Below are 18,492 nucleotides of genomic sequence, written 5' to 3' on the forward strand. Positions count from 1 at the left end.
GCGTGGCGTAAAACCGGATTAGCACCAGGAGATTGAGATGACTGAAGCACACTTGACCGACGTTGCCACCCTGCGCAGCCGCGCCCGCCAGCACGTCGAAAACGGCGCCGTCACTGAAGGCTATGACGCCGACCGCGAAGAAATCCTCCGCTTGCTCAACGAGTCGCTGGCCACTGAGCTGGTCTGCGTGCTGCGCTACAAGCGCCACTACTTCATGGCCAACGGCCTCAAGGCCAGCGTGGCCGCCAGCGAATTCCTGGAGCACGCCACCCAGGAAGCCGAGCATGCCGACAAACTGGCCGAACGCATCGTGCAACTGGGCGGCGAGCCGGAGTTCAACCCGGACCTGCTGTCCAAGCACTCCCACGCGCAGTACGTCGCGGGCAAGGACCTCAAGGAAATGGTCTACGAAGACCTGGTGGCTGAGCGCATCGCGGTGGACAGCTACCGCGAGATCATCCAATACATCGGCGACAAAGACCCAACCACCCGCCGCCTGTTCGAAGAAATCCTGGCCCAGGAAGAAGAGCACGCCGACGACATGGCGGACATTCTGCAAGACCTGTAAACCGCAACACCTCTGAACCCAATGTGGGAGCGGGCTTGCCCGCGATAGCTATCCAACCGTCAACGCATCTGTTGACTGTTACAGCGCTATCGCAGGCAAGCCAGCTCCCACATTTTTGGTTGCGGTTTAGTCAGTTAGCCCTTCACCGTTTTCGGCGCCTTGCCTTCCTTCATCTGCTGCAACAGCGGCGCGCACTGGTTGGGCACATCACCACTCGGCGCCACCAGCGCCAGCAGCCCGGCCGCAGGCCCGACGATCACACCCAGCGCCACCATCCCCGCGCCACGCAGCATCAGCGGTACGGCTTTCACGCCAGCATTGGGCTTGATGAACGGCCCGTTGACGTACAGCGGCGAACGTAACGAGAACATGCGAAAGCCCTTGGACTCCGGCGTGATGGTCAGGTCCAGTTGCTCGGTGGCCATGTTCGCGGTGCCGTCGATGTAGATGATCGCGTTCTCGGTATCGAACACAAACAGGCGAGTGGTCGCCAGGCCGGTCTTGATGCCGAAGTCCGCCGCTGCGCAGTTGATCTTCACTTCCTTGTCACCAAACAGGCGACCGACCACGTAGTTGCCCACGTTGAGCCCGGCAATTTCCATCAGGCCACGGCTGATGGCGCCGTCATTGATCAGCATCTTGAGGTTGCCGTCGGAGCTGCCCAGCAGCGCTGCAACGGAGTTGCCACGCCCGGCAATGTCCGCGTCGCCATTGAGCTCACCAAAGCTGGTTTTCATCGGTTCGAACGTCGGGAACAGTTGCTTGAGCTTGAAGTTGCGCGCGGTGAGTTTGGCGCGACCTTCCATCGGCGTGGTGCGGCCGTTCAGGCGAATCTGCGCATCCAGCTTGCCACCGGCCACGCCAAAGCGCAGGGGCTCAAGGCTCAGTTCACCATCGTTGAGCACCAGGTGCGTATAGAGGTCAGTGAACGGCAATTCGGCGCTCTGCACGATGCGCTTGCCGGTGAATTCCACATCGGCATCCATGTCGCGCCAGCGCTCGGTACGGAATTCTTCCACCGGCAGCACTTTGGTCGCGGGTTGTTTGCTTTCGCCACCACGGGCCTTTTGCTTGGCGTTGGAATCGGCGCCGATCAGCGGAGCCAGGTCGGTCATCAACAGTTGGTTGGACACCAGCGAGCCCGTGAGCTTGGGCCGTGGCTGGCTGGCGACGTAGCCGAGGTTGCCATGGATATCGCTGCTGCCGATCTTGCCGTTGAAGTTCTCGTAGGTGAACGAGGCGCCGTTGGCTTCATGTAGCTTGGCAATCAAGTGGCCGTCGGTGGAATACGCCGGCGAATCCGGCAAGGTGACGCCGGTGAGCGGGTAAAGGTTGCCCAGGCTGCTACCGGACAGTTTCAGGCGCAGGTCGAGGGCGCCGAGGTTAAGGGGGTCGGTCAGCGTACCGGCCAAGGCAATGCTGGTGTCGGCGATTTTCACCTGGGCCTGCAACGGGAACGGCTTGGCCGCGTCCTGCAAGGCGAGCAGGCCGCCGATCTTGCCCGTGCCGTCGAGCTTCTGGCCGTGGTACTGGCCTTTGACCTTGAGGCCGAACGCATAGTCCTGGGGGGTTGATCCTTTGTCCTGGGCCTTCTTGGCATCGGCGGCGCCGACGATTTCACCAAACGGAATCGGTTTGCCCAGCAGATCGATGGTGACATCCAACTGCGTCTTGAGGGTCTGGTCGTCGAGGGTCACATGGCCTTTATCGAAGCCGATGGCACCGATGTCCACCACCCAACTCGACGGTTCGGCATTCGGGTCTTTGGGGTCGAACGTGAAGGTCCAGTTGGCACGGCCATCGGCCAAGCGTTGCAGGTCGGCGCTCGGCTCAGTGAGGTCGATGCGCGGGATCACTACACGCTGGGCCAATAACGCCAGCGGCGAGATGCGCAATTCCACACGCTTGAGGGTGACCATCTGCGGTTTCTTCGACCAGTCGGGGTTGCCCAAGGTCAGGTCTTCGGCAATCACATGGGGCCACGGCACCCAGGCACGCCAGCCGCCTTGATCCGGCTCACGCGCCCACACCACCGCCAGGTTGCCATTGATGGCAAACGGTCGATGCAGCTCTTCGGAGACTTTGGCATTGAGCGGCGGCTTGATGCGGTTCCAATCGAAAAACACCAGGACCAACACCAGCGCAGCGATTAACAGAGCGAAGCTGGCGCAGCTCCAGACAACGATTTTACGAGTGCGCGTCATTGCACATGACTCCTGAATACGACTAGCTGAACTACAGCTCATAAGGCTACGACTGGCAAACGGCGCGGGGGTTTAACCGGATCACCGTTTTAGTCGCAAAAAGCCAGTTTTCTGATCGAACGGACAGTTTCCAGCATCGACGGCGCACCATTGTTACCCAGGGTCGTGTCGAAAATACCCACCACGGTGCAAAACCGCGGGCTTGAGAGGCGCGTTCTAGAGCCTCTGCCGGGAACAATCAATTCTGTTGATTATTACCATTGTGTTTATGAACTTTTATATCGACTTATCGAGAGTAGCATTAGCCCTGTACCCACTTTATCGCCCTCCCAAGGAGCAACCATCATGAAACGCCAAGTACTCGCTACCGTCCTGCTGTCTGTCCTGGCCTCCAGTGCCTTTGCCCTGCCAGCCGCCGAACAGGCCACCCCACAGAACAAAGCGCAAGCCGTTCAGTCCAGCCAGACCCTGGCTCGCAGCGGTTCGCAAGAAGAAGAGAACCGCGACTACGCCAAAGGTGTTGCTGAAAACGGTTCGGAACACGCCAACAAACGTGCCTACACCGAAGGCGTCGCTGAAGGTGGCCGTGATCGCCTGGAACAGAAAGGCCTGGTTGAAGGCGGTGCTGAACAAGCCAACAAACGCGCTTACACCGATGGCGTTGCCGAAGGTGGTGCAGACCGCCTGCAAGAACTGCATCAAGCTCAGAGCTAAGCCCGTGGTGGCCCAGAAAAAAGCCCGATCTGCCGATCGGGCTTTTGCTTTTCTATAGATCACGCCTCGCACCACCCCCGCCAAGTTCGACGCCGGTAAAGCGGTTTTGCTAGAGTGCGTCGCTGTACTTGCCGACAAAGCCCGCTCGCCATGCTGCCCCGCGCCGAACAGAAGCAACAGACCCGCCTTGCCTTGATGGACGCAGCCCGCCATCTGATGGAGTGTGGCCGTGGGTTTGGCAGTTTGAGCCTGCGTGAAGTAGCAAAGACCGCGGGCATCGTGCCCACCGGGTTCTACCGCCACTTTGACGACATGGACCAGCTCGGGCTTGTGCTGGTCAGTGAAGTCGGCCAGACCTTCCGCGCAACCATTCGCCTGGTGCGTCATAACGAATTCGTGATGGGCGGGATCATCGATGCGTCCGTGCGGATCTTCCTCGACGTGGTCTCGGCCAACCGCTCCCAATTTTTGTTCCTCGCCCGCGAGCAATACGGTGGCTGCCTGGCCGTGCGCCAGGCCATCGGTGCGTTGCGTGAAGACATCACCCGCGACCTGGCGGCCGACCTCACGTTGATGCCCAAACTCCAGCACCTGGATGCCGAAGGCTTGCATGTGATGGCCGACTTGATCGTCAAGAGTGTGTTCGCCACCCTGCCGGACATCATCGACCCTCCGGCCCAGGCCCTGCCGGCCCACCTCACGCCCCAGGCGAAAATCACCCAGCAACTGCGCTTTATCTTTATCGGCCTCAAGCATTGGCAAGGCCTGGGCAGCACCGAGTAAAAAGGTCATCCCGACGTGTGAAAGCGTTTGGCGGTGGTGTAGTGCTTGTTCCAGTAACTATTGCTTAACGAATCGATACGCACGTTTTTGCCCGTGCGCGGCGAATGAATGAACTTGCCCGCCCCGATATAAAGGCCAACATGGCTGACCTGGCCACGCCCGTTGCCCTTGAAGAACACCGCGTCCCCGGGCTTGAGCGCCTCACGCTTGATGGTCTGCGCCGTTGAACGGTGCATGGCCGCCGTCGTGCGCGGGATCTGGATGTTGGCTTCAGTTTTGAACAGATAGACCAGCAGGCTGCTGCAATCGAAACCCTGCTCTGCCGACGTCCCGCCCCATTTATACGGCGTACCCAATAACTCGTGGGCACGATCGATGACGTCGTCGATGGAGGTGGGCTTTATGCCCTGCAGTGAAGCGCCGAACGCGGCACGGGGTTGAACATTGGCCGAGGCCGAGGCCGTGAAGAAAGACAGACTGACAATGACTAAACACAAAATTGATCGAAACATGATGAACGTCGCAGTGGATTAAACACGGCGCAAAGCCTAAAGAACCCCCGCGTAACGGCACGAACGGCAAATCCCCATACCGCGTAGGACAAATCCGAAAAAACACCAGCGCGAAATAGATGAAAGAAACTTCATGCAGCGCAGAGCCGTTCTCAACGCAAAACGCCCGGATCCGGTGCTATAAATCCAGGCACGCACCATTTTGAAACACTCAACCAATGGATCGACGCCCTATTGGGTGGCACGTCCGTGCCTGCCTACAGGGAATTCCCACTCCCCGGCGTGATTGGCAAGGCCCTTGCTCTAGCTCTTTCATCGCTCTTAGCTGGAAGCTTCCTGATGCTGGTGATCCACCGCCGAATCGCCCCCCAAGCCCTCTGGGCCGCCGAACTGCTGCTGAATTTCGAAGCCCGCAGCAAAAGCCGCCTGCGCTGTTTCAGTTCCGAAGGTGAAGACGTCGGCCTGTTCCTGGAGCGCGGCCAGCCACCGCTGCACGATGGCGAATTCCTACAAGCAGAAGACGGACGTGTCGTACGCGTGTGCGCACGCCCTGAACAACTGCTGCACGTCACCTGCAGCAGCGCCTTTGAACTGACCCGCGCCGCCTATCACCTCGGCAACCGGCATGTGGCCCTGCAAGTCGGCGACGGCTGGCTGCGCCTGCTCGACGATTACGTGCTCAAGGCCATGCTCGAACAACTGGGCGCCACCACTGAAACCATCGAGGCACCGTTCCAGCCGGAACACGGCGCCTATGGGGGCGGCCACCACCATTCGCGCCATGGCGATGAAGACTTCAACTACCCGCCCAAGCTGCACCAGTTCGGCGTACGCCTATGAACCCAGCATGGGCGCTGCTGCGCCTGGCCAGCCCGCAACTGCCGATTGGCGGCTACAGCTATTCCCAGGGCCTGGAGATGGCCGTGGAGAACGGCCGCGTCAATGAAGCAGCCAGCGCCCGGCGCTGGATCAGCGACCAATTGCTGCTCAACCTGGCCCGTTTCGAAGCGCCGCTGCTGCTCGCCCATTGCCGCGCCGCCGCCGAGCAGGACTGGCCGCGTCTGGCGCAGTTATGCGAGGAACACCGCGCCAGCCGTGAGACCCGCGAGCTGTATCAAGAGAGTCGCCAAATGGGCTACTCCCTGCAGCAGTTATTGAATGGCTTGCCCGAACTCGACGCCGCCGCACGCCACTTTCTTGAACAACAGGCCGAACCGCACCTGGCGCTCGGCTGGGCCCTGGCCGCCCGCGCCTGGCACATCAGCCCCGATGACGCCTTGGCCGCGTGGCTGTGGAGCTGGCTGGAAAACCAGTTGGCCGTATTGATGAAAACCCTGCCCCTGGGCCAACAAGCGGCGCAGCGCCTGACCAGTGAGCTGCTGCCCTTGTTGCAGCAAGCCCAGCAGGACGCCAGCCGCATCGATCTCAACCACATCGGCAGTGCTGCATTCGGCCTGTCCCTGGCGTGCATGGCCCATGAGCGCCAGTACAGCCGCCTGTTTCGTTCCTAGAGCCCCATTACCTTGGAGAAGCACATGAACACACAACCCCTGCGCGTCGGCATCGGCGGCCCGGTGGGCTCCGGCAAAACCGCGCTGACCCTGGCGCTGTGCCTGGCCCTGCGTGACCGCTACAACCTGGCCGTGGTCACCAACGACATCTATACCCGTGAAGACGCTGACTTTTTGGTGCGCAACCAGGCCCTGGCGCCCGAGCGCATCATCGGTGTGGAAACCGGTGGCTGCCCGCACACCGCGATCCGCGAGGATGCATCGATCAACCTGGAAGCCGTGGACCAGCTCAACCGGCGCTTTCCCGGCCTGGATCTGATCCTGGTGGAGTCCGGTGGCGACAACCTGTCGGCGACCTTCAGCCCGGAGCTGTCGGACCTGACCATCTACGTGATCGATGTGTCGGCCGGCGACAAGCTGCCACGCAAGGGCGGCCCGGGTATCTGCAAATCCGACTTGCTGGTGATCAACAAGATCGACCTGGCGCCGTTGGTCGGTGCATCGCTGGAGCTGATGAACAGCGACACCACACGCATGCGCAACGGCAAACCCTTTGTGTTCAGCAACCAGAAAACCGGTGTCGGCCTGGATGACATCGTCGCCTTTATCGAACGTCAGGGCCTGCTGACTGCGGCCTGATCCCACCCTGAAAGGAGCCTGCTCATGGGTCTCAACAAACTTCTCGCCACCGCCGCCCTGCTGCTCGCCCCAGCCCTCGCCTTCGCTCACCCCGGGCATGGCGATAACGGGCTGGTGGCTGGCATCAGCCACCCTCTGGGCGGTATCGATCACTTGCTGGCCATGGTCGCTGTCGGCCTGTGGGCCGCGCAGCAAAAAGGCAACGCGCGCTGGGCGCTGCCGTGTGCGTTCGTCGGCACCATGCTGATCGGCGGCCTGCTGGGCTTTGAAGGCCTGGAACTGCCGGCGCTGGAAAGCGGGATTGCCGCCTCGGTGCTCGCGCTGGGCCTGGCGGTGGCCTTGGCCGTTCGCCCGCCGTTGTTCGTGGCCGTCGGGGCGACTGCATTGTTTGCCTTGTTCCACGGCGTGGCCCATGGCCTTGAACTGCCGGACATGTCCAGCCCTTGGGCGTATGCGGCCGGGTTTGTGGGGGCGACCGCCGTGCTGCACGCCGCTGGTTATGGCGTGGTGCGTTTCCTGCCGGCTGCGGCGGCGCCGTTGGTGCGGATTGCCGGGGCGGCTTCGGCGGCGACTGGGGTTTGGTTGCTCGCGGGCTGATTTGCGGCGCCTGTCAGGGCCTCATCGCAGGCAAGCCAGCTCCCACATTTTGATCTGCGAACCCAATCAAATGTGGGAGCTGGCTTGCCTGCGATAGCGGTCCCACAGACACCACAGAACCCAACCCTGCTACCATGCGCGCCTACACCCCTGCCGTGACGACGCCAGCCAATGCCCACCGCTCCACACTCCGCCTTGAACGCCGTGCTCACGCACTTCCACAGCCTGATCGTGCCGCTCTGGCAAGGCCCGGGCTGGAATGCCGACCTGGCCTTGCCCTATGAAGCACTGGACGCCGACCATCAGCCGCTGCCCCCGCAACGCTACCGCGCCATGGCCTGCGCCCGGCAGTTGTACCTGTTCGCCAGCCTGATCGGCGAACCCGGCGCCGCGTTTGCCGAGGAACGCGCCGCTGCGCTGTTCCGCTCCTTGCAACGGCATTTCCACGATGCCGAGCACGGCGGCTGGTTCTACAGCATCGACCCGGCCGGCAAGCCGCTGGACAAGCGCAAAGACCTCTACACCCACGCCTTCATCATCTTCGCCTGTGCCCACTACTGGGCCAAAGTGCGCGAGCCGCTGGTGGAATCGGTGCTCAACGCCGCCCTGGAAGTGGTTGCCCAGCGCTTTGCCACCGGCGACGGCCTGTACGAAGCGGTGCTGGAACGCAACTGGTCGTCCCTCAAGTCCGGCCCGTTGCAAAACCCGTTGATGCACTTGGCCGAAGGTTTCCTCGCCACCCTCGCGGTGCGTGACGATGCCCATGTGCAAGCGGCCCTGCTGTCTTTGGCGACGGCCATGCAGCAGCGCTTCATCGACCGCCAGCAGGGCGTGATGATGGAAAAACCGCTGGGCGCTGTGGATAACTGGTTTGAACCGGGCCACCAGTTCGAGTGGTTCTTTTTGTTGGAATCGTCCGACGTGCTGCGCGGCACGCCGCTGCATGCGTCATTGACCCGCGCGTTTGCCTACGCCGAGCAGAAGGGTGTGGATAACGTGACCGGAGCCGTCAGCGGCATGCTGGCCCTGGACGGCACCGTGCGCGATGGCACGCAGCGTATTTGGGCCCAGGCCGAGTACCTGCGGGCACTCACCTTGCGGCCGAACAGCGAAGCGGTGTTGCAGCGCCAGCTACGGGCGCTGCAACTGCGGTTCTTGCATGAGAAGGGTTGGAATGAGTGCCTGAATGATCAGGGGCTTGTCAGCCGGCGGGATATGCCGTCGACCACGCCTTATCATTTGGCGACCTGTTATCAGGGGTTGATCCAGCATTTGGGCTGAGCTTTAGGGCCCTATCGCCGGCAAGCCGGCTCCTACAGGTTGATCGCATTCCTCTGTGGGAGCTGGCTTGCCGGCGATGGCTTCACCTCGGTCTAACTGCCGATCACGCAATCCACTTGCGATCCCCGGTAAAACTGATCGTCAACCAGCGTGCCGCATCCGGCTTCCCCAGCCCTGTGGATATCTCTTCGCGCAGCCCATCCAGGGTCGCGACGTTGTCCACCGGGTAATCCGCCGGCAACACCACATGAATCTCGATAAACCGCGCCCGCCCGTGCTTTTGCACGTAGGACACGTAGTCGTCGAAACCATGCTTGGCCTGGGCCGCTTCCATCACTTCGCGCACCTTGTCGTCCAACTGGTCCGGGGCAATCCCCAGCACCTCGCGCAAGGCCGGGCGCAGGATCTTCAGCGCTGGCGCCAGCATGCTCAGGGCCAGCAGGATCAGGATCAACGGGTCGACATACACCGCCCACTTGCCATAGCCCTGGGACTTGAGCAACAGTGCCGCCAGGAAGCTGATCAGCAAGCCGATCGACAGCATCGCATCCACCAGCCAGCTGATGTTGTCGAACTGGATCAGCGACGACTTGAGCGTGCGATTGCGATAACGCACGTAGAAGAAGTAGGCGAACTCCACAACGGTGAACACCGCCGCATAAATGATCACCAGCCCCAACTCGATGTCGCGCCCGCCATTGATAATGCCGAACACACCGTTGAGGAACGCGTAGATGGCGATCAGCAACAGGAAACTGCCTTCGATCAGCAGCACCATGGGTTCCAGGTGCCAATAGCCGAACTGGAAGCGTTCGTTGCTTTTCTTGGCGATCAGCTTGGCCGTGATCAGCATCAACACCTTGATGGCGGTGGCGATCAGCGAGAAAAAGCCGTCGAACAGAATGGATTGGGCGCCAGATACCACACCCGTGACAATCCCGGCGATCGCGACGGCGAACATCAGAATCGTTGATTGCTTGAGCAGTGCCTGCTCACCTCGGTTACTCACATTTCCTCCCGTCAAAACCTTAAATCCGCACAGTGCGGAGGGGCTTTCAGGAGGGGAGTGTACCTTATGGCCTGTTTTTGACCGATATGACGCCATCGCAGGCAAGCCAGCTCCCACATTTGAATGTATTCACACATCCAAGTGTGGGAGCTGGCTTGCCTGCGATGGGCGCGGCGCGGTCTAAAGCCTTACTTGGCCCCACGCTCAATCGCAAATCCCGCCCAAGTCTGGCTCACCGGCATCAGCTCCAGGCGGTTGATGTTCACATGCGCCGGGGTGTTCATGACCCAGAAGATCGTGTCGGCAATGTCCTGCGGCTGGATCGGCTCGGCACCCGCATAAGTCGCGTCGTAACGCGCCTGGTCACCGCCAAAGCGCACCAACGAGAACTCGCTCTCACACAGGCCTGGCTCGATATTGGTCACACGCACGCCGGTACCCTGCAGGTCGCAGCGCAGGTTCAGCGAGAACTGCTTCACGAACGCCTTGGAGCCGCCGTACACGTGACTGCCCGGGTACGGGTAGTTGCCGGCGATGGAACCCAGGTTGATGATGCCCGCGCCACGGCCGTGGGCGATCAGGCGTGGCAACAGCAGGTTGGTGGTGGTCAGCAGGCCCTTGATGTTGGTGTCGACCATGGTTTCCCAATCGTCGAGGTTGCACTTGGGCGCAGGGTCGGTGCCCACGGCCAGGCCGGCGTTGTTGATCAGCCCGCGAAGCTTGGCGAACGACGGCGGCAGGTTGGCGATGGCGTCTTCCATGCCCTTGCGGTCACGCACGTCCACCACCAGGCCGTGGACTTCGGTTTGCCTGGAAAGCTCTTCGACCAGCGCATTGAGGCGGTCGGCACGACGGCCAGTGAGCACCAGTTTCCAGCCGGCTTCGGCAAAACGGCGGGCGCAGGCCTCGCCAAAACCAGAAGTTGCGCCAGTAATAAACAGCGTGTCGGACATGGTGTTCTCCTTGCGGGCATCGGGAAAAAAAGCAGCCAGCAGAATGCCCTTACGCCGCCGTTGCGGCAACCGCTATGCGCATAACTTCATGCAAGCCTGATCATTTATTAACCACGTCGCGCAAAGCCTTATAAAACGTGGCCTGCAGCCATATGCACGCAGGTTATCCACAACTGCGCCCACAGTCTTTGGGGGCAAGTGCAAAAAGCCCGAAGCCCCTGTATGCGGGGCTTGCAGGCGGTTTTAGAAAGTTTTTTGCTTGACCTGGGCGGGGCCGTATGTAGGCCCATCGAGCGAGAGGAAAACCGAGCGATGGCTCCAGGCCAGTCATTCCGGCCTCTGCGGAGGTCTTTCCAGAGTTTAATCACAGACTTATCCACAGGCTGAGTGGACATAAATCGGTCATATACCTGTGTCTTTAAACAGGTTGACAAAGCCCTCGGCAGGTCACGAAAAAACCGCTGATCAAAAAACAACCGTCGCGCTACAGGCCACGTATTCATTGGCTTTCAGCCAGCTACTCCCACGTTACCCACAGCCGGTTCCACAGCGGATGGGGACAAGTCAAAACTGTGACAAAACAGGGATTTGCGGCGGCTATATGTCGCGCTTTGGAGGGGAGCCAGATTTGTTTTCCACAATTTCCAGAACGGTCTGTGGATAGCACAAAAAAGAATGTGGGAACCGCCTCATGTGGGAGCTGGCTTGCCTGCGATGGCATCACCTCGGTGTCCCTGACAAACCGAGGTGTCTGCATCGCAGGCAAGCCAGCTCCCACACAAAGCCGGCTCCTACAGGGTCCGCGTCGTTGGTTAGATCAGTGCCCGCCGAGGTAGGCGTTGCGCACTTCCTCGTTGACCAGCAGCTCTTTACCGGTGCCGGTCAGGCGGATCTCGCCGTTGACCATCACATACGCCCGGTCCGACAGGCGCAGCGCGTGGTTGGCATTCTGCTCCACCAGGAAGATGGTCATGCCGGTGGCCGCCAGCTCGCGCAGGGTGGCGAAGATCTGCTTCACCACAATCGGCGCCAGGCCCAGGCTCGGTTCGTCCAGCAACAGCAGCTTGGGCCGGCTCATCAGCGCACGGGCGATGGCGAGCATTTGCTGCTCGCCACCGGACATGGTCATGGCCCGCTGGTTACGGCGTTCCTTGAGCCGTGGGAACAGCTCGAACATGCGCTGCATGTCTTCCTGGGCGAACTTGTCACCAATGGGGATGGTGCCCATCAGCAGGTTTTCCTCGACGGTCATGTCGGGGAACACCCGCCGCCCTTCCGGCGACTGCGCAATGCCGTTGGAGGCGATGTAGTGGGACGACTTGTGGGTGATGTCGACGCCGTTGTAGATGATCTGCCCCGACTCGGCCCGTGGCTGGCCGAAGATCGACATCAGCAGCGTGGATTTACCCGCGCCGTTGGAGCCGATCAGGCTTACGGTTTCGCCTTCGTTGATGTGCAGCGAGACTTTTTTCAGGGCCTGGATCGGGCCGTAGAACACGTCCAGGTCCTTCATTTCGAGGATAGGTGCACTCATACCAGCTCCTCTTCGTCGGCGCCCAGGTAGGCCGCAATCACTTTCGGGTCGTTGCGGATCGCGTCCGGCCCGCCTTCGGCGATCACGTTGCCGTGGTCCAGCACCACGATGTGGTCGGAAATACTCATCACCATGCCCATGTCGTGTTCGATCAGCACCACCGTGAGGTCGTGTTCGTCGCGCAACAGGCGAATCATCGCGCTGAGGGCTTCGGTTTCCTGAGGGTTGAGGCCCGCTGCCGGTTCGTCCAGGCAGATGATCTGCGGCCGGGTGCACATGGCGCGGGCGATTTCCAGGCGACGCTGCTGGCCGTAGGAAAGCTCACCGGCCAGGCGGTTGGCGCAGTCCACCAGGTCCACCACTTCCAGCCAGTAGAAGGCGTGGTCGAGGGCGTCGCTTTCGGCTTTGCGGTAGCCCTTGGTGTTGAGGATGCCGGCCAGCATGTTGCGGTTGACCCACATGTGCTGGGCCACCAGCAGGTTTTCCAGCACCGACATTTCCTTGAACAGGCGAATGTTCTGGAACGTCCGGGCCAGGCCGGCGCGGTTCACCAGGTGGGTGCCACCGAACATCTTGTAGTAGACGCGGCTGAGGAAGCTTTTCGGCGAAACAAAGTCGATGGGCTGGAAACGCTCACCGAGCAGCTGGATCACATTGGTCTGCTTGCCACGCACGTTGAGTTCGATCTTGCCGCCGCTGGCTTTGTAGAAGCCGGTGAGGCAGTTGAACACCGTGGTCTTGCCGGCGCCGTTGGGGCCGATCAGGGCGAAGATCGAGTTGCGCTCGACCTTGAGGCTCACATCGCTCAAGGCTTTGATGCCACCGAAGTGCATCATCAAATGTTCAACGGAAAGGACGACTTCCTTGCTCATGGCGCCACTCCTTTACGTGGGGTCACACCGGTACGGCTGATGCGGATCAATCCGCGCGGTCGCCAGATCATCATCACCACCATCAACACGCCAAACAGCAGCACGCGGTATTCGGAGAAGCTGCGCAGCAGTTCCGGCGCGACGGTCAAGACGAACGCCGCGATCACCACGCCCACCGTCGACCCCATGCCGCCCAACACCACGATGGCCAGGATCAGCGCCGACTCGAAAAAGGTGAAGGACGACGGGTTGACGAAGCCCTGGTAGCTGGCAAAGAACACCCCGGCCAAACCGGCTGTAGACGCACCGATGGTGAACGCCGAGAGCTTGACTAGCACGTGGTTCAGGCCCATGGAACGGCAGGCGATTTCATCTTCGCGCAAGGCTTCCCAGGCGCGGCCCACCGGCATGCGGGTCAGGCGGTGCTTGATGTACAGCACGGCCAGCACCACCAAAAACAGCACGATGTAGATGAACATGAACTTGATGTTGGGGTTGTAATCGATGCCGAAGAACTCGTGAAAGGGAATCCCGCCGTCCTTCGCCTTGCGCCCGAACTCCAGGCCCAGGAAAGTCGGCGACGGCACCGGCATGCCGTTCGGGCCACCGGTGAACGACAGCCAGTTGTTGAGCACCAGGCGGATGATTTCACCGAATCCCAGGGTCACGATTGCCAGGTAGTCACCGTGCATGCGCAACACCGGGAAGCCAAGTATGCACCCCGCCAGCGCCGCGCAGATTGCCGCCAGCGGCAGCACCGTCCAGAAGCCCAGGCCGAGGTATTGATAGCCCAGCGCCAGGCCGTAGGCACCGATGGCGTAGAACGCCACGTAACCCAGATCGAGCAAGCCGGCCAGGCCGACCACGATGTTCAGGCCCAGGCCCAGCAACACGTAAATCAGCCCGAGGATCACCACGGTCAGCAGATACTTGTTGGCGAAGATCGGGAACACGATCGCGATCACGATCAGCGCCGGGATGATCCAGCGCAGCCGCGACTTGTAGTCCGGTGGCAGTACGTGCACGCCGGAGCCACTGCTCTCGAAACCTTGAAGGATCTTCAGGCCCTTGGGGGTTTGCAGGAACAGGCTCAGGGCGAAGCGGCCGGCCATCACGATGGCGACCAGCGAGGCCACGCGGGCCGGTTCCAGGTTGAAGCTGTAGCCGTCGAGGACCACGCCGACGATCGGGCCGAACACAATCAGCGAAATCAGCCCGGCGAGGATCGTGTCGACCACACTTTTCTTGATATCAATCGATTTGGCAGCAGACATGTTTACACCTTCGCCACGAGTGGGCGACCGAGCAGGCCCTGGGGACGGAAAATCAGAATCACCACCAGCAGGGAGAAACTGAACACGTCTTTGTAGTCAGAGTTGATCAACCCCGAGAACAACGACTCGGAAATACCCAGGATGATCCCGCCGAGCATGGCCCCAGGCAGGGAGCCGATGCCGCCGAGTACCGCTGCGGTAAATGCCTTGATGCCGATGATGAAGCCGGCATAGAAGTCGAAGGTGCCGTAGTTCAAGGTGATCAACACACCGGCCAGAGCGGCCATGGCGGCACCGATGACAAACACGTAGGAGATCACGCGGTCGGTGTTGATGCCGAGGATGGACGCCATCTTGCGGTCTTGCTGGGTGGCGCGGCACATGCGGCCGAGCTTGGTGTATTTGATGACATAGGTCAGCAGGGCCATGCCCGCGAAGGCTGCGACCAGGATGAAGACCTTGGTGTACGTCAACTGAACGAAGCCTGTGCCGAAGTCGACACGCCAGGCCCCGGCCAGCAGGGTGGGAATACCTTGTTGCTTGGCGCCCTGGGCGATCTGGGCGTAGTTCTGCAGGATCAGGGAGATGCCGATGGCGCTGATCAGCGGTGCCAGTCGGGTGGAGTTGCGCAGCGGTTTGTAGGCGACACGCTCGATGACCCAACCGTAAACGCCGGTGACGACGACGGTGAAGATCAAGGTGCCGAGAATGAGCAGCGGGAAGGATTCGATGCCGAAGTAAGCCAGCAGTGCCAGACTGATCGCCGCGAGGTAAGCGGAAATCATATAAACCTCGCCATGGGCGAAGTTGATCATGCCAATGATGCCATAGACCATTGTGTAGCCGATGGCGATCAGGCCATAGACCGACCCGAGGGTCAGGCCGTTGACCAGTTGCTGCAGGAAAATACCATCCATAACGCAATCTCACGCGGTGAGCACCTGCACACCGGTGGGTGTGCGGCGCTTCTGGAGGAAAAGACAGATTTGTGGCCGGGCTCAAACAACCACTGTCCATGTGGGAGCTGGCTTGCCTGCGATGCAGACACCGCGGTGCTTCAGGTGTACTGCTGTGATGCAATCGCAGGCAAGCCAGCTCCCACAGGGATGGAGGGTGTTCAAGCTGTCGCGTTGATTACTTCTGTTTTTCCAGCTGGTGGTATTTGCCGTCTTTATCCCACTGGTAAACCACGTAGTCGGAGATTTTCAGGTCGCCCTTGCCGTCCCACTCTTTCTTGCCCATGACGGTCTGGACTGGGTGAGCCTTGAGCCACTTGGCCGCGTCTTCGCCCTTGTTGGACTTGGCGCCATTGAAGCCGGCAGCCAGGGCCTGGATCGAGGCGTAGGCGTACAGGGTGTAGCCTTCAGGTTCTACGCCAGCTTTGCGGAATTGCTCCACAACGGCCTTGCTGTCAGGCAGCAGGCGAGGGTCGGCGCCGAAGGTCATGTACACGCCGTCTACGTATTGCGCGCCGCCAGCGGTAGCCACCAATTCGTCGGTCACGACACCGTCATCGGACATGAACTTGACGTCTTTGAGGCCGGCTTCACGGATCTGGCGAACCAGAGGACCGGCTTCAGGGTGCAGGCCGCCGAAGTACACGACGTCAGCACCGGTGGAGCGGATTTTGGTGACCAGGGCGCTGAAGTCTTTCTCGCCACGGGTCAGGCCTTCTTCCAGCACAGGTTTCACGCCGCGCTTGGTCAACTGGGCAGCAGTGGCGTCAGCCAGGCCTTTGCCGTAGGTGTCTTTGTCGTTGATGACCGCGACTTTCTTGCCCTTGAGCACGTCGACGATATAGTCGCCGGCCACGATGCCTTGCTGGTCGTCACGCCCGCACATACGGAACACCGCGCCCAGGCCACGCTCGGTCACCTGTGGGTTGGTGGAGCCCGGGGTGATCATGATGATGCCCGCTTCGTCGTAGACCTCGGACGCCGGGATGGTGTTGGAGGAGCAGAAGTGCCCGACCACACCGATCACTTTGTCCTGGTCGGCCAGGCGGTTGGCCACTGCCACGGCCTGCTTGGGTTCGCAGGCATCGTCACCGGCCACCAGCTTGATCTGCTCGCCGTTGATACCGCCGGCCTTGTTGATCACATCGGCTGCCGCTTGGGCACCCTTCATGTACTGCTCACCGAAAGCTGCGTTGGCGCCCGTCATCGGGCCCGCCACGCCAATCTTCACATCAGCTTGAACAAACGTAGAAACACCCAGTGCCGCTGTCACGGCGAGGGCCAGAAAACCTTTCTTGTAAAACGTCTGGGACATGAGTGGTGCTCCGAGGTTTTTGTTTATTGGCACTACGAGTTCACTGCAAACTTTCACGAGAAAGCCCAGAGCAAGGCGCGTGCCATTACGTTTTTATTAATCAAAAAGACACGGTGTCATTGTTATTACAGGCGTTTCGACTCCTTTTGCCAGGACGTGCAACCGCCTAGCACCAAGAGGTGCAACCAATGGATCCAAAAAGTACAACCCTGGCAGGTCGCACCTGCAACCAAGCGTATAAACGACAGTTCCTACACCTGTAACAATGTGCGTAACGGAACTGCACATTTACAGTGCGCGATTGCTACGACTTGCACCAATACAGATTAGTAGCTTGCTAAGAAAATGCAGGCTTCTGGGCGGTATTTCGCTGATCAGATCACGATCCGCAGGCATTGCCCGGCGTGATACAGCGAGAACCCCGCTTCATACAGACAACTGCGCAGGCCCACCCCGGCCAGCGGACGCATCGGCGCGAAGGGAATGGGCAAGGCCTGGGGATTCTGGTGACACAGGTAATCGGCAAACGCCTTGCCGACCACGCTGCCAGTGGTCACGCCACGCCCGTTATAGCCCGTTACTGCCACCAGGCCCGGTGCTGGCTCGAACAGGCGCATCAAGTGGTCCGGGGTGAAGGCAATGCAGCCGGTCCAGGTGCACTCCCACTGCACCGATTTGAGGTACGGGAAGTAGTGCTGCTGCACCCGATCGGCCCACGCCTTGAGAAACCACGCCGGTTTCTGATTGCCGTTGCCCAGGCTGCCGAGCAACAGGCGACCGTCGGCATCGCGGCGGATGCTGCTCAACACCTGGCGCGTGTCCCACGAGCCCTGGCCACCTGGCAGGATCTGCTGGGCCGCGTCGTCCGTGAGCGGAGCTGACGCCACCTGGTAGTAATAGCCGGGGAAGAAATTGCGCCGCAACTCGGTCCATTCGCCTTCGGTGTAGGCATTGGAGGCGATCACCACCTGCGCCGCCTGCACCGAACCCTGGGCGGTCTGCACCGACCAGTGCGCGCCTTGGCGCTCAAGCTGAGTAACCGGGGAATGGTCGAACAACTGCCCGCCCAGCCCGGCCGCCGCATTCGCCAGACCGGTGGTGTAAGCCATCGGGTTAAGAGTGCCGGCACGCCGATCCAACAGGGCAGCGGCGATTTTTTTGGTGCCGGTGGCCTGCTCGCAGGCCTGGCCGGTGAGCAATTCCACCGGCGCGCCACGGCGCTTCCATTGTTCTTCACGGCTGCGCAGGTCCGCCTCGCCCCGGGCGTTGTGCGCCATGTGCAAGGTGCCTTCGCGGCGCAGCTGGCAATCAATGTTGTACTTATCGATGAGGCTGAACACCAGGGACGGTGCCGCGCCGAGCATGCGGTTGAGCTGGCTGCCGACCGCCTCGCCGAAACCGGCTTCGATCTCGTCTGGCGGGATCCACAGGCCGGCGTTGACCAGCCCGACGTTGCGCCCCGAGCCGCCGTGGCCGGTGCGATGAGCCTCAAGCACGGCGACGCTTTTGCCTTGTTCAAGCAAGTGAATGGCTGCCGACAAACCGGTGATGCCGGCGCCGATCACGCACACATCCACCTTGACCTCGCCCTTGAGCGCGGCGCGATCCGGCCGGCCAGGGGTAAGTTGTTCCCACAAGCATGATTCGCGTAATGCCATTGCCAGACTCCGATGAGACCCAACAAACAACCATTATTCTGAATTGCAAACCCAATCAACTGTGGGAGCTGGCTTGCCTGCGATGGCGGCGGCGACTGATACACCGCTATCG

General features: G+C 60.8%; 18 protein-coding genes. 8 read left to right on the forward strand and 10 right to left on the reverse strand.

Translation table 11 applies throughout. The annotated features are described in order from the left end of the window. The first annotated feature begins 37 nt into the window (after positions 1–37). Entirely contained in the window at positions 38–568 is a 531-nt protein-coding gene (locus tag AC07OV_RS17185) for a ferritin-like domain-containing protein (RefSeq protein WP_494997886.1), read from the forward strand. Positions 569–702: 134 nt separating this feature from the next. On the opposite strand, the gene AC07OV_RS17190 is transcribed toward AC07OV_RS17185, so the two are convergent. Then, complete coding sequence (locus tag AC07OV_RS17190) at positions 703–2,772, reverse strand: AsmA family protein (RefSeq protein WP_495092640.1); 2,070 nt, start codon at positions 2,770–2,772, stop codon at positions 703–705. A gap of 345 nt (positions 2,773–3,117) precedes the next feature. Between AC07OV_RS17190 and AC07OV_RS17195 the strand changes: the two genes are divergently transcribed. Both AC07OV_RS17195 and AC07OV_RS17200 read left to right on the forward strand, forming a co-directional pair. Beyond that, positions 3,118–3,486: a hypothetical protein gene (locus tag AC07OV_RS17195; protein ID WP_176997098.1), complete on the forward strand. Its 369-nt coding sequence runs from the start codon at positions 3,118–3,120 to the stop codon at positions 3,484–3,486. A 150-nt stretch (positions 3,487–3,636) separates the two neighbouring features. Beyond that, a complete protein-coding gene (locus AC07OV_RS17200; RefSeq protein WP_110623849.1) occupies positions 3,637–4,269 on the forward strand; it encodes a TetR family transcriptional regulator in 633 nt (210 codons plus the stop codon). 5 nt (positions 4,270–4,274) lie between these two features. On the opposite strand, the gene AC07OV_RS17205 is transcribed toward AC07OV_RS17200, so the two are convergent. After that, positions 4,275–4,781, reverse strand: a complete 507-nt coding sequence (locus tag AC07OV_RS17205; RefSeq protein WP_176997099.1) for a C40 family peptidase — start codon at positions 4,779–4,781, stop codon at positions 4,275–4,277. 339 nt (positions 4,782–5,120) lie between these two features. Between AC07OV_RS17205 and ureE the strand changes: the two genes are divergently transcribed. The 5 genes from ureE (at position 5,121) to AC07OV_RS17230 (ending at position 8,809) form a co-directional block, all read left to right on the forward strand. After that, entirely contained in the window at positions 5,121–5,621 is a 501-nt protein-coding gene (gene ureE, locus AC07OV_RS17210; protein WP_495092641.1) for an urease accessory protein UreE, read from the forward strand. Next, positions 5,618–6,292 (forward strand): urease accessory protein UreF, encoded by a 675-nt coding sequence (locus tag AC07OV_RS17215; RefSeq protein ID WP_495092642.1) that lies wholly within the window; start codon positions 5,618–5,620, stop codon positions 6,290–6,292. Before ureE ends, AC07OV_RS17215 begins: the two co-directional genes overlap by 4 nt. A 24-nt stretch (positions 6,293–6,316) precedes the next feature. Then, positions 6,317–6,931 (forward strand): urease accessory protein UreG, encoded by a 615-nt coding sequence (gene ureG, locus AC07OV_RS17220; protein ID WP_016972570.1) that lies wholly within the window; start codon positions 6,317–6,319, stop codon positions 6,929–6,931. A gap of 24 nt (positions 6,932–6,955) precedes the next feature. Then, the gene (locus tag AC07OV_RS17225; RefSeq protein ID WP_494997890.1) at positions 6,956–7,528 is read left to right on the forward strand and encodes a HupE/UreJ family protein; all 573 of its coding nucleotides are present in this window, start codon (positions 6,956–6,958) and stop codon (positions 7,526–7,528) included. A 171-nt stretch (positions 7,529–7,699) separates the two neighbouring features. Further along, a complete protein-coding gene (locus AC07OV_RS17230) occupies positions 7,700–8,809 on the forward strand; it encodes an AGE family epimerase/isomerase (protein WP_495092643.1) in 1,110 nt (369 codons plus the stop codon). A 103-nt stretch (positions 8,810–8,912) separates the two neighbouring features. Here the strand turns inward: AC07OV_RS17230 and AC07OV_RS17235 are convergent, their stop codons facing one another. From AC07OV_RS17235 to amaA, 8 genes are all read right to left on the reverse strand, one after another. Further along, entirely contained in the window at positions 8,913–9,818 is a 906-nt protein-coding gene (locus tag AC07OV_RS17235) for a cation diffusion facilitator family transporter (RefSeq protein WP_494997892.1), read from the reverse strand. A gap of 188 nt (positions 9,819–10,006) precedes the next feature. After that, complete coding sequence (locus tag AC07OV_RS17240; protein WP_176997105.1) at positions 10,007–10,771, reverse strand: SDR family oxidoreductase; 765 nt, start codon at positions 10,769–10,771, stop codon at positions 10,007–10,009. A gap of 817 nt (positions 10,772–11,588) precedes the next feature. Continuing rightward, entirely contained in the window at positions 11,589–12,305 is a 717-nt protein-coding gene (locus AC07OV_RS17245) for an ABC transporter ATP-binding protein (RefSeq protein WP_176997106.1), read from the reverse strand. Continuing rightward, positions 12,302–13,177 carry an ABC transporter ATP-binding protein gene (locus AC07OV_RS17250; protein WP_176997107.1) on the reverse strand — a complete coding sequence of 292 codons (876 nt, stop codon included), beginning with the start codon at positions 13,175–13,177 and terminating at the stop codon, positions 12,302–12,304. Before AC07OV_RS17250 ends, AC07OV_RS17245 begins: the two co-directional genes overlap by 4 nt. Then, the gene (gene livM / locus AC07OV_RS17255; RefSeq protein WP_178918699.1) at positions 13,174–14,451 is read right to left on the reverse strand and encodes a high-affinity branched-chain amino acid ABC transporter permease LivM; all 1,278 of its coding nucleotides are present in this window, start codon (positions 14,449–14,451) and stop codon (positions 13,174–13,176) included. Before livM ends, AC07OV_RS17250 begins: the two co-directional genes overlap by 4 nt. A gap of 2 nt (positions 14,452–14,453) precedes the next feature. Then, the gene (locus AC07OV_RS17260) at positions 14,454–15,368 is read right to left on the reverse strand and encodes an ABC transporter permease subunit (RefSeq protein WP_058423439.1); all 915 of its coding nucleotides are present in this window, start codon (positions 15,366–15,368) and stop codon (positions 14,454–14,456) included. A 217-nt stretch (positions 15,369–15,585) separates the two neighbouring features. Beyond that, positions 15,586–16,722, reverse strand: a complete 1,137-nt coding sequence (locus AC07OV_RS17265; RefSeq protein ID WP_176997109.1) for a branched-chain amino acid ABC transporter substrate-binding protein — start codon at positions 16,720–16,722, stop codon at positions 15,586–15,588. A gap of 374 nt (positions 16,723–17,096) precedes the next feature. Continuing rightward, entirely contained in the window at positions 17,097–18,380 is a 1,284-nt protein-coding gene (gene amaA / locus AC07OV_RS17270) for an L-pipecolate oxidase (protein WP_495092644.1), read from the reverse strand. Positions 18,381–18,492: the final 112 nt, after the last annotated feature.

The organism is Pseudomonas sp. GW821-FHT09A09, from assembly GCF_059418405.1.

Coding starts and splice junctions, on each gene's coding strand:
- AC07OV_RS17185 (WP_494997886.1), top strand. CDS start 38: ATGACTGAAGCACACTTGACCGACGTTGCCACCCTGCGCAGCCGCGCC.
- AC07OV_RS17190 (WP_495092640.1), bottom strand. CDS start 2,772: ATGACGCGCACTCGTAAAATCGTTGTCTGGAGCTGCGCCAGCTTCGCT.
- AC07OV_RS17195 (WP_176997098.1), top strand. CDS start 3,118: ATGAAACGCCAAGTACTCGCTACCGTCCTGCTGTCTGTCCTGGCCTCC.
- AC07OV_RS17200 (WP_110623849.1), top strand. CDS start 3,637: ATGCTGCCCCGCGCCGAACAGAAGCAACAGACCCGCCTTGCCTTGATG.
- AC07OV_RS17205 (WP_176997099.1), bottom strand. CDS start 4,781: ATGTTTCGATCAATTTTGTGTTTAGTCATTGTCAGTCTGTCTTTCTTC.
- ureE (WP_495092641.1), top strand. CDS start 5,121: ATGCTGGTGATCCACCGCCGAATCGCCCCCCAAGCCCTCTGGGCCGCC.
- AC07OV_RS17215 (WP_495092642.1), top strand. CDS start 5,618: ATGAACCCAGCATGGGCGCTGCTGCGCCTGGCCAGCCCGCAACTGCCG.
- ureG (WP_016972570.1), top strand. CDS start 6,317: ATGAACACACAACCCCTGCGCGTCGGCATCGGCGGCCCGGTGGGCTCC.
- AC07OV_RS17225 (WP_494997890.1), top strand. CDS start 6,956: ATGGGTCTCAACAAACTTCTCGCCACCGCCGCCCTGCTGCTCGCCCCA.
- AC07OV_RS17230 (WP_495092643.1), top strand. CDS start 7,700: ATGCCCACCGCTCCACACTCCGCCTTGAACGCCGTGCTCACGCACTTC.
- AC07OV_RS17240 (WP_176997105.1), bottom strand. CDS start 10,771: ATGTCCGACACGCTGTTTATTACTGGCGCAACTTCTGGTTTTGGCGAG.
- AC07OV_RS17245 (WP_176997106.1), bottom strand. CDS start 12,305: ATGAGTGCACCTATCCTCGAAATGAAGGACCTGGACGTGTTCTACGGC.
- AC07OV_RS17250 (WP_176997107.1), bottom strand. CDS start 13,177: ATGAGCAAGGAAGTCGTCCTTTCCGTTGAACATTTGATGATGCACTTC.
- livM (WP_178918699.1), bottom strand. CDS start 14,451: ATGTCTGCTGCCAAATCGATTGATATCAAGAAAAGTGTGGTCGACACG.
- AC07OV_RS17260 (WP_058423439.1), bottom strand. CDS start 15,368: ATGGATGGTATTTTCCTGCAGCAACTGGTCAACGGCCTGACCCTCGGG.
- AC07OV_RS17265 (WP_176997109.1), bottom strand. CDS start 16,722: ATGTCCCAGACGTTTTACAAGAAAGGTTTTCTGGCCCTCGCCGTGACA.
- amaA (WP_495092644.1), bottom strand. CDS start 18,380: ATGGCATTACGCGAATCATGCTTGTGGGAACAACTTACCCCTGGCCGG.